At 64.4% G+C, this 12,819-nt stretch carries 13 protein-coding genes; 5 read left to right on the top strand and 8 right to left on the bottom strand.

Annotation, left to right across the window (positions count from 1 at the left end; translation table 11 throughout):
* The first annotated feature begins 13 nt into the window (after positions 1-13).
* Both ACHMW7_RS21110 and ACHMW7_RS21105 read left to right on the top strand, forming a co-directional pair.
* Positions 14-907 carry a cation diffusion facilitator family transporter gene (locus ACHMW7_RS21110; RefSeq protein WP_395447432.1) on the top strand — a complete coding sequence of 298 codons (894 nt, stop codon included), beginning with the start codon at positions 14-16 and terminating at the stop codon, positions 905-907.
* A gap of 117 nt (positions 908-1,024) precedes the next feature.
* Positions 1,025-1,585, top strand: a complete 561-nt coding sequence (locus ACHMW7_RS21105; RefSeq protein ID WP_395447431.1) for a hypothetical protein — start codon at positions 1,025-1,027, stop codon at positions 1,583-1,585.
* A 10-nt stretch (positions 1,586-1,595) separates the two neighbouring features.
* Here ACHMW7_RS21105 and ACHMW7_RS21100 read toward each other — a convergent pair whose 3' ends face one another.
* The 3 genes from ACHMW7_RS21100 to purM are packed head-to-tail and all read right to left on the bottom strand — an operon-like array spanning position 1,596 to position 3,911.
* A complete protein-coding gene (locus ACHMW7_RS21100; protein WP_395447430.1) occupies positions 1,596-2,129 on the bottom strand; it encodes a SixA phosphatase family protein in 534 nt (177 codons plus the stop codon).
* Positions 2,130-2,142: 13 nt separating this feature from the next.
* Entirely contained in the window at positions 2,143-2,850 is a 708-nt protein-coding gene (purN, locus tag ACHMW7_RS21095) for a phosphoribosylglycinamide formyltransferase (protein ID WP_395447429.1), read from the bottom strand.
* Positions 2,847-3,911: a phosphoribosylformylglycinamidine cyclo-ligase gene (gene purM, locus ACHMW7_RS21090; RefSeq protein WP_395447428.1), complete on the bottom strand. Its 1,065-nt coding sequence runs from the start codon at positions 3,909-3,911 to the stop codon at positions 2,847-2,849. The genes purN and purM overlap by 4 nt, the downstream gene beginning before the upstream one ends.
* 212 nt (positions 3,912-4,123) lie before the next feature.
* Here purM and ACHMW7_RS21085 point away from each other — a divergent pair, with 212 nt between their 5' ends.
* From ACHMW7_RS21085 to hdaA, 3 genes are read left to right on the top strand one after another with little or no spacing between them, the layout of a single operon-like run.
* Positions 4,124-4,681 carry a CDP-alcohol phosphatidyltransferase family protein gene (locus ACHMW7_RS21085; protein ID WP_395447427.1) on the top strand — a complete coding sequence of 186 codons (558 nt, stop codon included), beginning with the start codon at positions 4,124-4,126 and terminating at the stop codon, positions 4,679-4,681.
* The gene (locus ACHMW7_RS21080; protein WP_395447426.1) at positions 4,653-5,819 is read left to right on the top strand and encodes an AI-2E family transporter; all 1,167 of its coding nucleotides are present in this window, start codon (positions 4,653-4,655) and stop codon (positions 5,817-5,819) included. Before ACHMW7_RS21085 ends, ACHMW7_RS21080 begins: the two co-directional genes overlap by 29 nt.
* The gene (hdaA, locus tag ACHMW7_RS21075) at positions 5,816-6,523 is read left to right on the top strand and encodes a DnaA regulatory inactivator HdaA (protein ID WP_395447425.1); all 708 of its coding nucleotides are present in this window, start codon (positions 5,816-5,818) and stop codon (positions 6,521-6,523) included. The genes ACHMW7_RS21080 and hdaA overlap by 4 nt, the downstream gene beginning before the upstream one ends.
* 3 nt (positions 6,524-6,526) lie before the next feature.
* On the opposite strand, the gene ACHMW7_RS21070 is transcribed toward hdaA, so the two are convergent.
* From ACHMW7_RS21070 to ACHMW7_RS21050, 5 genes are all read right to left on the bottom strand, one after another.
* On the bottom strand, positions 6,527-6,805 hold the full coding sequence (locus ACHMW7_RS21070) for a hypothetical protein (RefSeq protein WP_395447424.1): 279 nt from the start codon (positions 6,803-6,805) through the stop codon (positions 6,527-6,529).
* A 172-nt stretch (positions 6,806-6,977) separates the two neighbouring features.
* Positions 6,978-8,078 (bottom strand): helix-turn-helix transcriptional regulator, encoded by a 1,101-nt coding sequence (locus ACHMW7_RS21065; protein WP_395447423.1) that lies wholly within the window; start codon positions 8,076-8,078, stop codon positions 6,978-6,980.
* A gap of 315 nt (positions 8,079-8,393) precedes the next feature.
* Positions 8,394-10,208 carry an ABC transporter ATP-binding protein gene (locus tag ACHMW7_RS21060; RefSeq protein WP_395447422.1) on the bottom strand — a complete coding sequence of 605 codons (1,815 nt, stop codon included), beginning with the start codon at positions 10,206-10,208 and terminating at the stop codon, positions 8,394-8,396.
* Positions 10,205-11,149, bottom strand: coding sequence for an acetamidase/formamidase family protein (locus ACHMW7_RS21055; RefSeq protein ID WP_395447421.1), 945 nt, complete (start codon positions 11,147-11,149; stop codon positions 10,205-10,207). Before ACHMW7_RS21055 ends, ACHMW7_RS21060 begins: the two co-directional genes overlap by 4 nt.
* Complete coding sequence (locus ACHMW7_RS21050) at positions 11,139-12,782, bottom strand: ABC transporter substrate-binding protein (protein WP_395447420.1); 1,644 nt, start codon at positions 12,780-12,782, stop codon at positions 11,139-11,141. Before ACHMW7_RS21050 ends, ACHMW7_RS21055 begins: the two co-directional genes overlap by 11 nt.
* Positions 12,783-12,819: the final 37 nt, after the last annotated feature.

Genomic DNA, 12,819 nt, shown 5'->3' with positions numbered 1-12,819 from the left:
ACGGGGAGTTCTGATGAGCGGTGACCACTCGCACGGCGATATCAAGAACACGCCGGTCTCGCGTTTGTGGATGGCCTTCGGCCTGACCAGCGCGTTCATGGTGGCGGAGGTGATCGGCGGTTTGGTCACCGGCAGCCTGGCGCTGATCTCCGACGCGACGCACATGCTGACCGACTCCATGGCGCTGGCGATCGCGCTTGTGGCGATCAATGTCGGCCGCCGTCCGGCCGACCTGCTGCGCACCTACGGCTATGCCCGTTTCGAGATATTGGCTGCAGCCTTCAACGCACTGCTGCTGCTCGCCGTCGCTTTCTACATCCTCTACGAGGCCTATGTCAGGCTGTTCGAGCCGCAGGATATCCAGTCGCTCGGCATGCTCGGCATCGCCGTCATCGGGCTGCTGGTCAACCTGACCTCGATGCGCCTTCTGGCCGGCCACAAGGATGGCAGCCTCAACGTCAAGGGGGCCTATCTCGAAGTCTGGGCCGATATGCTTGGTTCGATTGGCGTGATTGCCGGCGCCGCCCTCATCTGGCTGACCGGCTGGCAGTGGGTCGATTCTGTCATCGCCGTCGGCATCGGCTTCATGGTCTTCCCGCGCACCTGGGTGCTGCTCAAGGAGTGCATCAACATCCTGCTCGAAGGCGTGCCCGCCGGCATGGACCTCGATGAGGTGAACAAGACCATTGCGACAGTGCCGGGTGTGGCGTCGGTGCATGACCTGCATTTATGGGCGATCACCCAGAGCAAGGCGTCGCTGACCGCGCACGCGGTCCTCGACGAAGGCGCCGATACGGAAATGGTGCGCCGGGCGATCGAGGCGCGTCTGCAGGAAAAATTCGACCTGCACCACACGACATTGCAGATGGAACGCGAAAACTGCGCGCCGATGGAGCGCATTCACTGATCCAGCCTGCGTCACGCTGTCCTGTCAGCGATATGTCCTATTATCTCTAACAATATGAGTGCCTATGTCTTGTCCGGCCGATGATTCTTCGGTGCAGAACGGATTCGGAGAGCATCGATGGGCGAGCACGGCTTCAGGAACAGGCACAACGGCAAGGGCCGCGACAGGAGCGGGGACGGCCTGTTCGGCGCCGTCCTTGGCGCGATAGGCAATCGGCTTGGCGACAAGACGTCAGGCGGCCGGCAGGGTGGCGCCGGGAACTCCGCCGGACGCGGATCACCAGGCAACGCCTTTGGACGGGACGGGCGCCAGAGCTCCGCGAAAGTCGAACGTCCTTCGCGGATGCCAAGGTTCGGCACTGCGGCGACGCTCGTCGTGCTGGTGTTGTGGACGCTGTTTGCCTGGCTCGGCTACAGCCTCGTCGACGGCATTCTCGCCTGGACCTCGACAAATGTCGGGGCAATCGTGCAGACCGGCAAGGATGCAGCGACCGCGACCGGCATCGGCACGGAGGTCGTCGACGTCGTCGACAGCGCGCAGACCACCGGCATTCTCGGCGGATTGCTTGGTCTTGTCGGCGCCGTGCTTCGTCCGTTGATCGTCGTCGTGTGGCTGGGTGGCGCCGTGCTCATCATGGCAGCACCCTGGCTCGTGTCGCTGTTGCGCCGCCGGAACTGACGCGTGGACTTCAACCCAGATTCTTGGGACGCAGGCAGTGGGTGAGGCGGGCGGCAACGAAGCCGAGGTCGCCCCAGACACCTTCGAACGCGAAGCGGGCAAGCGCGGCTGGCGGGAATTTATCTTCGACCAGTCGCTGTGCCTCGGCGTTAGAGCCGGGGCTGGCGAGTTGCCGGGCAAAGTCTTCGAAACCCGGATTGTGCCCGACCATCAGCAGCGTGCCGATATTGTCCGGCACCGACCGCGCCAGGACGAGCAGATCGTCAGCCGAGGCGCCATAAAGGATTTCGGGGAAAGCGACCTGGGGCAAGGGTTTTGGCCAGTCCGCCGAAGCCAGCTGCCAGGTTTCGCGGGTGCGTGCTGACGGAGAAACCAGCGCCAGATGGGGAAGCCAATCGCGCGTGGCGATTTCAGTGCCCATGCGCGGCGCGTCTTTCTGGCCCCGCGGTGCCAGCGGTCGGTCGAAATCGGCGAGGGTCGGATCTTCCCGGCTGGATTTGGCGTGGCGCAGAAGCAGCAATTGCCTCGTCGGTATCGGTATCATGCCCGTCTCCGGCTCAGGGCGTGATGCGCGCCAGTTGCTCGATATCGATTTCGGCGCGCGCCGTGTTGGGCGCGGCAATTTCGTCCTGGCCGATCACATCGTGGAAGCCAGCATAAGCGGTGCGGCCGCCTTCCATCCGTACCTTGCCTTCAGCAAAGAGCTTGAGGGCGAGGGGATAGAGCCGGTGCTCGGATTTGAGCACGCGGGCCGACAGCGTCGGCTCGTCGTCATCGATCAGCACCGGCACGGCAGCCTGGGCGATGATCGGGCCGTCATCCATCTCCGGCGTGACGAAATGCACGGTGCAGCCATGCACGCGGATGCCGGCGTCGAGCGCACGCTGGTGGGTGTCGAGGCCCTTGAAGGAAGGCAGCAACGCGGGATGAATGTTGATCATCCGGCCTTGCCACTTCTCGACGAAACGGGTGGTCAGAAGCCGCATATAGCCGGCAAGGGCGACGATCTCGGCGCCAAATGTATCGAGTGCCGCGTCGATGGCATCGTCATGCGCATCCTTGCTGGCATGGTCGCTGCGTGCCACCACCTTGGTGGAGATGCCACGGCTTGCGGCGATGCCGATGCCCGGCGCGTTGGCCTTGTCGCAGATGACGCCGACGATCTCGGCCGGAAAGGCGGGGTCGTCGGCAGCATCGATCAGCGCGGCCATGTTGGAACCGCGGCCGGAGATCAGGATGACGGTGCGTTTGCGCTGCATGCTCATAGTGATAGTGAACCGCGATAGATGACGCCGGTGTCGCGGCGCGGCACGATGCGGCCGATCGGCGTCACGGTCTCGCCAGCTTCCTGCAGCACGGCTGCGACCTGCGCTGCCTGGCCGGCACCGACAACGGCGATCATGCCGACGCCGCAATTGAAGGTGCGCATCATTTCCTCGGGCGCGACGCCGCCGGTCGCGGCGAGCCAGGAGAAGACACGTGGCACTTCGATGGCGGAAAGATCGAGCTCGGCCGAGAATTCCTTGGGCAGTACCCTCGGGATGTTTTCGGGGAAACCGCCGCCGGTGATGTGGGCGAGCGCCTTGATGCCGTGGGTTTCGCGGATCGCCTTGAGCAGCGACTTGACGTAGATGCGGGTCGGCTCGAGCAGCGCTTCGGCAAGCGTCGGGCCGTCGGCGAAGGGCGCGCGGTCGCTCCATTTGAGGCCGGACTTTTCGACGACACGGCGAACCAGCGAGTAGCCGTTGGAATGCACGCCCGAGGAGGCGAGACCGAGCAGCACGTCGCCTTCGACGACGTCGTCGGTCGGCAGAAGCTGGCCGCGCTCGGCTGCACCAACGGCAAAGCCGGCGAGGTCGTAGTCGTTGCCATGGTACATGCCGGGCATCTCGGCGGTTTCGCCGCCAATCAGCGCGCAGCCGGCCTGGCGGCAGCCCTCGGCGATGCCGGAGACGATGTCGGCACCCTGGTTGGGGTCGAGCTTGCCGGTGGCAAAATAGTCGAGGAACAGAAGCGGTTCGGCGCCCTGGACGACGATGTCGTTGACGCACATGGCAACCAGGTCGACGCCGATCGTGTCGTGCTTGCCGGCGTCGATGGCGATCTTGAGCTTGGTGCCGACGCCGTCATTGGCCGCGACCAGGATCGGGTCGGTGAAACCGGCCGCTTTGAGGTCGAACAGGCCACCGAAGCCGCCGATCTCGCCATCCGCGCCTGGCCGGCGCGTCGAACGCACCAGCGGCTTGATCTTCTCGACCATCAGGTTCCCGGCGTCGATGTCGACGCCCGCCTGCGCGTAGGTGAGACCCTTGCTGCCTTCGCTCATCGCTAATTCCTGATGTCGTGCGCCTTTTGCGCGCTATTCGCATGAACGGCTGCTTCCCGCAAGCGAGACAGCCGGATTGCTGCGCGATCAGCCTGCCAAAGCAGTGGACAGGGCTCCCATTGTGGCCCTTCTCTTGCGGTGGTGCGAAGTCTCGCCCATGTATCGGGAAAAGACAAAGACTATCGGCGATAGACAAGGACGGGATGAGGGTTGTGACTATTCCGAACATGATCACCATCATGAGGCTGATCCTCGTGCCTTGCGTGATCTACGCCATGTTGTCGGGGCAATGGGATTGGGCCTTTGCCGGCTTTGTCATTGCTGGCGTTTCGGACGGCGTCGACGGTTTCATCGCGCGGCATTTCAATCAGCGTTCAGAACTTGGCGCCTATCTCGATCCGATGGCCGACAAGCTATTGCTGGTCAGCGTCTTCGTCGTGCTCGGCATCATGGGGCATTTGCCGCTCTGGCTGGTGATGCTGGCCGTATCGCGCGACGCGCTGATTGTCGGCGCCGTGCTGTTGTCGACCATCATGGGGCACCCGGTGAAGGTGCGTCCGCTCATGGTGTCGAAGGTCAATACCGCGATGCAGATTGTCCTGGCGGCAATCGTCTTGGCCGAGTTGGCCTTCAGCTTTGCCCTTGGCCCCGTTCGGCCAGCGTTGATAATCATTTCCGGCCTCTTGACCGTCGCTTCCGCGGCAGCCTATCTCGTGGCTTGGCTGAGGCACATGAGCGGTTATGGCGAAGGCGAAACTCCCAACCGATAGCGAAGCGGCCGAAGAGGCCGCTGCGGCGGCATTCCGCAAGCAGATCCGCTTCTGGCTGATATCAGCCCTCCTGTTCGCCGCTTTCCTCTATCTGTTCAGCAACATCCTGCTGCCTTTCGTGGCTGGCATGGCGCTTGCGTATTTCCTCGACCCGGTCGCCGACCGACTGCAGAAGCTCGGGCTGTCGCGGCTGATGGCCACCGTCGTCATCCTTGTCTGCTTCCTCGTGCTGCTCGTTCTGGGGCTTGTCATCATCATTCCCGTGTTGGCGTCGCAGATGGCCGACTTTGCCGCCAAGGTGCCGGGCTATCTCGAACGCCTGCAGCAGCTCATCACCAACTTCAATCCACAATGGCTGGAGCAACGTTTCGGTGTCGACGCGGAGGGGCTGCGCGAGGGCCTGAATTCGCTGCTCAAGAACGGTTTCGGCTTTGTGACGACGATATTCCAGTCGATCTGGAGTTCGGGTGTCGCACTGTTTTCGATCGCCAGCCTGTTCGTGGTCACACCTGTCGTCGCCTTCTACATGCTGCTCGACTGGGACCGTATGGTCTCCGTCGTCGACAGCTGGGTGCCGCGCGACCACGTGGTGACGGTCCGGAAACTGGCGGGCGACATCAACACCGCGATTGCCGGCTTCGTCCGCGGACAAGGCACATTGTGCCTGATCCTCGGCGTCCTTTACGCCGTCGGCCTGACGCTGACGGGCCTCAACTTCGGCGTGCTGATCGGCCTGTTTGCAGGCCTTGTGAGCTTCATTCCTTATGTCGGCTCGTTGCTTGGCCTAGTGCTGTCGGTTGGGGTGGCATTCGTGCAGTTCTGGCCGGACTGGACGATGGTGGTGGCAGTGGCCGCCGTCTTCTTCGTTGGCCAGTTCATCGAGGGCAACATCCTGCAGCCGCGCCTCGTCGGCAAGAGCGTCGGCCTGCACCCGGTCTGGCTGATGTTCGCGCTCGTCGCCTTCGGCGCGATGTTCGGCTTCGTCGGCCTGTTGGTAGCCGTGCCGTCAGCAGCGGCAGTAGCGGTGCTGGTGCGCTTTGCCATCGGGCGCTACCTCGAATCGCCGCTGTATCACGGCCATGCGGTTGAACCGCGCGCCCAGGCCCGCAAGCCGAGCAGCGCGACTCCGGAAAAATGACAGTGTCGCGCGAGCCCTCAAGACCGCGCCAGTTGCCGCTCGACCTCGGCCATTCGCCGGGACTGACACGCGACGACCTGGTCGTGTCGCAGGCCAATGCCCAGGCAGCGTCGCTCATCGACCGCTGGCCGGAATGGCCGGCACCTGTCGTCTTGCTCGCAGGCCCTGCAGGCTCGGGCAAGTCGCATCTCGCCGCGATCTGGCGCGAGTATGCCGGCGCCGTACAACTTGGCGCTTCCGACATCACAGCCCATCTGGGCGAAATCGGCACGACCCCGGTGCTGATCGACGACGCCGATCAGGGCAAGCTCGACCAGGACGGGCTGTTTCACCTCATCAACACGGTGCGTGGGGCGGGATCGCATCTGCTGCTCACCGCGCGCAGCTTTCCCGCTGCCTGGGCTGTGACGCTGCCCGACCTTGCCTCGCGGCTGAAGGCGGCGGCGACGGTCGAGATCGAGGAGCCTGATGACCTGCTGCTTGCCGGCGTCATCACCAAGCTGTTCGCCGATCGGCAGGTCGAGGTCGAGCCGCATGTCGTGCAGTTTCTGGTCCGCCGCATCGAGCGCTCGCTTTCGACCGCGATCCACATTGTCGACCGGCTCGACCGCGCCGCGCTCGAGCAAAAGACCCGCATTACCCGCGCGTTGGCGGCTGAGACCGTTAGTGCACTCGACGCCGGGCAGGGCGAATTCGAACTTTGACCCTCAAGCCAGGCGCGAATAGAGCGCCTTGGCTGCAAGCAGCACGGCCAGGATGGTCGCATTGGAGAGCAGGCCGACGAGCACGGATGTCGTGGCGTCGACGGTGGCGTTCGCACCGATGCTGAAAGGGATCAGCACGGCGACGAAGACAATGCCAAGCGCAATCGGAATCCAGCGATTGAGCGCCTGCGCGGTGTTGGCGGCCGTCAGCACCAATGCGATCAGCAGGCCGATGCGGAACGGGTCGGTCAGTTGCGCAAGGTAGATGTCGAGATACGGCATTGTCATTCCTCCCGAACCCAGATGCGCAGGCCGCATGCAAATTGTCGAGTAAGCCTATGGTCTAGAGCGTGTTCCATTCCGACTGCGTCGGAATCGGCTCTAACTTCTTGCTGGCGCATGATCTTATCCGAAACCGGTTTCCGCTTTTCGGGATCGATCATGCTCCAGCTGTTCATCCGCCTGCGCGCGGCAGCGTCACCCCCAGCAGCAGCCGGACCAGTGACGACTGCTTGGAAACACCCGATTTGGCGAAGATCGAGCGCAGATGCGAGCGCACGGTTTCCCGGGCGATGCCGAAATCCTGGCCGATTGCATCGATGGTGCGGCCGTCGGCGAGGGCCGAGGCGATGCGCGCTTCGCTCGGCGTCAGGTCGAACAGCGCCTGCAGCACCTTGACGGGCGGTGCGCCCGGGCCGGGCAAAGGCATGATGACGAGGATGCTGTTCATGCGGCTGAACACGTCGTTCGCCGAGCCGCGCACCGGCAGGAGATGCGCCACGCCTGACGGCTTGCCGTCATTGCCCTTGATCGGGAACGACTGGACGATGCCGCGCCTGGTGCCGCCGGCGAGTGCTGCAAGCGCTGTCTCGAGCAGCGCATCGGCTTTCTTGTCGGTGATCTGGGCGCGGGCCGAGCCGTCCTGAACCATGTCAGGGATCAGTTTGTCCATCAGCCGGTTGCAGGCGAGCAGCTGGCCGCGTCCGCCCAGCACCGCCGCCGGCAGGCCAAGCGCCTCCAGCGCATCCGCCCCGGCACGCGCCTTTTCCAGGCCGATCCGTGCGCCCACCATGGCCGCGCGGGCGATATGCGGGCGCAGCCGGTCGAGCGCCTCGACATAGGGCCGCTCGAACGGGCCGCGCGCCGTGGAGCGCTCGAGGTTGAACGACAGCACGTCGCCGGTCGGGATCGGGATATGGGTGCCGGCCGCCCAGCCCATGCCGCGTGGCCTGAGGAAGTCGCGGTAGATCGGCTCGCGCTCCAGCTCCTCTTCGCTGAAGGCATCGAGGTCGGTGATGAAGCCGGGATAGGCAAGCGCTTCGGCGCGCGTCGCCCGGCCGTTCACCGCCATCCAGCCTTCATCCATGAAGGCCTCGACATGCGGTGCCACCGCATCGGAGGCGACATAGGCGGAAGCGCCGCGGCTGATGGTGAAGAGGTAGCCGCCCATGCCGTCGACGGCCTTGGCGAGTTCGTCAAGCAAAACAGGCCATTTCTCCGGGACGAAGGACGCCTCATAGATCTGGTCGATGAATTGTTCGGATAGCTCCGCCAATCGTTGCCGCTCCCACCCTGGCCCGCGACCGGTTATGCAAAGTCATTCGCCCCTGGCGACAGACCGGCGAGCGGATCCGCCAGGCCCAGGCGTGGTCGAACACATAGCTGTAATTCAGCTTTTGTTAACCATGCTTGATCGGACGATAGCACTACACTTTGATTCATCAAATGCTGGCCGCCGTGCGCAAACGTCGCAACGGCCTATATCAGCGTGATCTTTCCACAATCCGCGCCGTAGGCAGCGACAGGAAATGGATGTGCCAGCCGTCCCGGCGCTGTCCGCGCCGGGCAGGGATCGGCGGGTTCAGCAGGCTTACCGATCTGACGATTCGGCAACGAGGTGGCCGCCACCGACGTCGGTGAGCACCAGCTTCTCAGGCGCGTCGCCAAGCTTGCGCACCGGGCTCGGGATTTCGCGGTCCATGCGGGCGAAGCGTGTTCGGCGCCTGACCGGATCGGGAACCGGAACCGCCTCGATCAGCCGCTTGGTGTAGGGATGGCGCGGATTGGTGAAGATCTGGTCGCGCGTGCCCATCTCGACGATCTGGCCGAGATACATGACGGCGACACGGTCGGAGATGTTCTCCACCACCGCCATGTCGTGCGAGATGAACAGATAGGCGACGCCGAATTCGCGCTGCAGCTCCTTCAACAGATGCAGCACGCGCGCCTGCACCGAAACGTCGAGCGCCGACACGCTTTCATCGGCGATGATCAGCTTGGGCCGCAGCGCCAAAGCGCGGGCGATGCAGATGCGCTGGCGTTGGCCGCCGGAAAATTCGTGCGGATAGCGCTCCATCTGGTCGGCCGTCAGGCCGACGCGCTCGAACAAGGCGGCGACCCGTTCGCTGCGCTCCCGCGGCGTGCCGATATCGTGGATCAGCAGCGGCTCGGCGACGAGGTCGCCGACACGCATGCGCGGATCGAGCGAGGCGTAAGGGTCCTGGAAAATCATCTGCACGTCGCGGCGCACCGCCTTGCGCGCGTCGCGGCCAAGGCCGGACAGGTTGCGCCCGCCGATCGAAAGCTCGCCGCTATAGGGCACCAGGCCGGCAAGCGCCTTCGCCGTCGTCGACTTGCCGCAGCCGGATTCGCCGACCAGCGACAGCGTCTCGTTGGCGGCGATGGAAAAGCTGATACCCTCGACGGCATGCACCCGGCGGTTGACCCGGCCGAAGAACCCGCCATGCAGGTCGAAGCGCACATGGAGGTCGCGCGCCACCGCGACCGCCGCAGGCTTCGTCGCCTCGACTTCGCCGCGCGCGGCCTGGCGCGCGGCACCAGTGCCCATGCGCGGCACCGCGGCGAGAAGGTCGCGGGTGTAATCGACCTCGGGCCGTTCGAAGATGTCGGCGACCTTGCCCTGCTCGACCATGCGGCCGTTGCGCATGATGATGACGCGGTCGGCCATTTCGGCGACGACGCCCATGTCGTGGGTGATCAGGATGACGCTGGTGCCGTGCTGGCGCTGCAGGTCGCGCAACAATTCGAGCACTTCGCCCTGCACGGTGACGTCAAGTGCTGTGGTCGGCTCGTCGGCGATCAGCACGTCGGGCTTCAGCGCCAGTGCCATGGCGATCATGACGCGCTGGCGCATGCCGCCGGACAGTTCATGCGGATATTGCCTGAGCCGGCTTTCGGCCTCGGGGATGCGCACCGCGGTCAGCGCCTCGATGGCGAGCCGGCGCGACTCGGCACTGGAAACACCGGTATGGGCTTCGATCGCCTCGACCAGTTGGCGGCCGATCGACAGCACCGGATTGAGCGAGGTCATCGGCTCCTGGAAGATCATGGCGATGCGGTTGCCGCGGATGCGGCGCATCTGGCGTTCGTCGAGGCGAGCGAGATCGGTGTCGCCGAGCCTGATCGAACCGGCCGATAACAGTGCCGCCGGCTGCGGCAGCAGCGCCATGATCGCCAGCGAGGTCATCGACTTGCCGGAGCCGGATTCACCGGCGATGCACAAAGTCTCGCCGCGCGAAAGCGCGAAGGAGAGGTCGGAGACGACAGGCCGTTCACCGTCTTCGCCACGCACGGAGATGGTCAGCCCGGCGACGTCGAGCACCGGCCTGTCGGCTGCCGGGGCAGGGGCTCCGGCAGCATGTTTCGGATCGGTCGCAGCGTTCATTCGAACACGCAGCGCGGGAAGTAGAACGACACCACCCAGTTCGGCATGTCGACGATCTCCGAGATGCGCAGGTCACCGCACACCGACACCAGCATGTAGGCGTCGACGGGATCCATCTGGTAACGCCGTGACAACAGCTCGACCATCTGGGCGACGGCCTCCCTGGCGCCGGTCATCAGGTCGGGACCGATGCCTGTCGTCACCTCGTAGCCCTTGGCGTCGAGATGCCGCGTCACCGGCCCCGGCGTGGTGAAGCGCGGCGTCTTCAGCCTGGCATCCTTGACCAGGTCGAGGGTGAGCACGACGTTCATCGGGCTTTCGATCGCCGTGCCGCAGACCTCGCCGTCGCCCTGCGCGGCGTGCGTGTCGCCGACCGAGAACAGCGCACCCGCCACTTCCACCGGCAGATAGAGCACGGTGCCGGCGGCAAGGTCGCGGATGTCGAGATTGCCGCCGACGCGCCGTGGCGGCACCACCGAGTGGTGCCCCATCCCGGCCGGTGCGTTGCCGATGGTGCCGGCGAAGGGCTTCAGCGGCACGCGGCCATTCTTGCCGAACAGCGCCGGCTCGAGCGAGGTCGCGTCATATTTCCAGATGTTGAGCGCCGGCTCCTTGAAGTCGTCGGCGAGCAGGCCGAAGCCCGGAATGTTCGCCGTCCAACCGAAGCCGGACGGTTTGAACGCCTCGATCGTCACCTTGAGCGCGTCGCCCGGTTCGGCGCCCTCGACATGGATCGGCCCGGTCACCGGGTTGATCTGGTCGAAGTCGAGCTTGGCGATGTCGCCGACGGTGCTGTTGGCCTTGAGCTGGCCGCCCGACGAGTCCAAGCATTCGAACTCGATCGTCGAGCCGGGCGCCACCCGCTCGGCCGGGGCAAACGAATTGTCCCAGCCAAAGTGATGATGGCGTCCGTGGATGGTGTAGTTGCAGTTATTGCACATCGTTCACATACACATAGTCGTAGTTGATCGGGATATGGACCGGGTCGACATAAAGCTTGTCATCGCCGCCCATGCGCGGCGACTTCATGGTGAAGCGCTGCTCGTTGAAGACAGGCGCCCAGGGCGCGTCGGCCATGATCTTGGCGTAGATCTCGCCCCACAGCTTGGCGCGCTCTTCGGCCTTGGCCGGATCGACGATCGAATCTGCCGCTGCCGCCTTTTCGTCGAGGTCCTTGTTGCAGTACCAGGCCCAGTTCCAGCCGCCCTGCACCGCGCCGCCGCAGCCGAGGATCGGGCCGTAGAAGTTGGACGGATCCGGGAAGTCGGCGATCCAGGCCATGCCGCCGGACCAGATCATCGGCGCGCCGTCCTTCTCGCCGCCGGCGGCAATGACATTTGCCTGGGCGAGCGACTGGATCGAGGCCTTGATGCCGATCGCCGCGAGATCCTGCTGGATCGCCTGGGCGATGCGCGGGTTGGGATCGGTGTTCATGACGAACAGTTCGGTCTCGAAGCCGTCGGGATGGCCGGCCTCGCCGAGCAGCGCCTTGGCCTTGTCGACGTCGAAGGCATAACCTGTAAAGGCCTTGTCATAGCCGGGCATCGACGGCGGCAGCGGCTGGTTGGCCGGCACTGCGCGGTTGTTGATCAGCTTGACGATGCGGTCCTTGTTGATCGCCATGTTGACGGCCTGACGCACCTTGACGTTGTCGAACGGCGCCATCTGGGTGTTCATGGTGACGTAGCCGGTCTGCAGCTGGCCGCCTTCGACGACACGCGCCTTCTGCTCGGGATCGGCCATCACCTCCTGGAACTTCGCCGGCGGAATGCCGTCGCCCGGAACGTCGACCTCGCCATTCTGCAGGCGCAGAAGCGCTACAATCGGCTCCTGGCCGATCTCGAAGGTGATCTTGTCGATGTAGGGCAGGCCCTTGTGCCAGTAGTCGGCGTTGCGCTCGAACACCAGGCGCTGGCCGAGCGTCCATTCGGCCATCTTGTAGGCGCCGGTACCAACCGGGTGCTTGCCGAAGTCGGCGCTATATTTCTCGACCTCTTCCTTCGGCACGACATGGCTGAAATTGATCGCCATGACATGCAGGAAGGTGGCGTCGGGCCGCGACAGCTCGATCTTGACAGTCGAGGGGTCGACGACAGTCACGCCGGCAAGGCTTTCCGACTTGCCGCCGGCGACGTCGTCATAGCCGTTGATCGAGGCGAAGAAGCCGGCGCCCGGGCTCTGGGTCTTGGGGTTGGTGACGCGGTCGAGCGAATATTTGACGTCGTCGGCCGTCATCTCGCGGCCATTGTGGAATTTCACGCCCTTGCGCAGCTTGAAGGTGAAGGTCTTGCCGTCGGGCGAGATCTCGTAGCTCTCGGCCAGTTCGGGCCGCAGCTTGGTAGTGCCGGGCTCGTAATCCATCAGCCCGTCGAACAGGCTCTTGATCATCGACCAGTTCTGCCAGTCATAGCCGATCGCCGGATCGAGGGTGGCGACATCGTCCTTGTAGGTGATGGTGATCGCGCCGCCCTGCTTGGCCTTAGGGTCGAGCGTTTCCTGTGCCGTGGCTGATGCCATGCCGAGCGCCAGCAAAAGCGCCGACGCGGCGACTGTCGATGTCAACAATTGTCTCATCCGAGGTTCCCTTGTCTTTTGTTGTCTGCTTGTCGTC

Source organism: Aminobacter sp. UC22_36, from assembly GCF_044056035.1.
In the GTDB taxonomy this organism is placed as follows: Bacteria; Pseudomonadota; Alphaproteobacteria; order Rhizobiales; family Rhizobiaceae; genus Aminobacter.
This window is presented reverse-complemented; position numbering and strand designations above follow the sequence as displayed.

Bases quoted from the DNA above. Each gene is read 5' to 3' on its own strand.
- ACHMW7_RS21110 (WP_395447432.1), top strand. From the start codon at position 14: ATGAGCGGTGACCACTCGCACGGCGATATCAAGAACACGCCGGTCTCG.
- ACHMW7_RS21105 (WP_395447431.1), top strand. From the start codon at position 1,025: ATGGGCGAGCACGGCTTCAGGAACAGGCACAACGGCAAGGGCCGCGAC.
- ACHMW7_RS21100 (WP_395447430.1), bottom strand. From the start codon at position 2,129: ATGATACCGATACCGACGAGGCAATTGCTGCTTCTGCGCCACGCCAAA.
- purN (WP_395447429.1), bottom strand. From the start codon at position 2,850: ATGAGCATGCAGCGCAAACGCACCGTCATCCTGATCTCCGGCCGCGGT.
- purM (WP_395447428.1), bottom strand. From the start codon at position 3,911: ATGAGCGAAGGCAGCAAGGGTCTCACCTACGCGCAGGCGGGCGTCGAC.
- ACHMW7_RS21080 (WP_395447426.1), top strand. From the start codon at position 4,653: ATGGCGAAGGCGAAACTCCCAACCGATAGCGAAGCGGCCGAAGAGGCC.
- hdaA (WP_395447425.1), top strand. From the start codon at position 5,816: ATGACAGTGTCGCGCGAGCCCTCAAGACCGCGCCAGTTGCCGCTCGAC.
- ACHMW7_RS21070 (WP_395447424.1), bottom strand. From the start codon at position 6,805: ATGCCGTATCTCGACATCTACCTTGCGCAACTGACCGACCCGTTCCGC.
- ACHMW7_RS21060 (WP_395447422.1), bottom strand. From the start codon at position 10,208: ATGAACGCTGCGACCGATCCGAAACATGCTGCCGGAGCCCCTGCCCCG.
- ACHMW7_RS21055 (WP_395447421.1), bottom strand. From the start codon at position 11,149: ATGTGCAATAACTGCAACTACACCATCCACGGACGCCATCATCACTTT.
- ACHMW7_RS21050 (WP_395447420.1), bottom strand. From the start codon at position 12,782: ATGAGACAATTGTTGACATCGACAGTCGCCGCGTCGGCGCTTTTGCTG.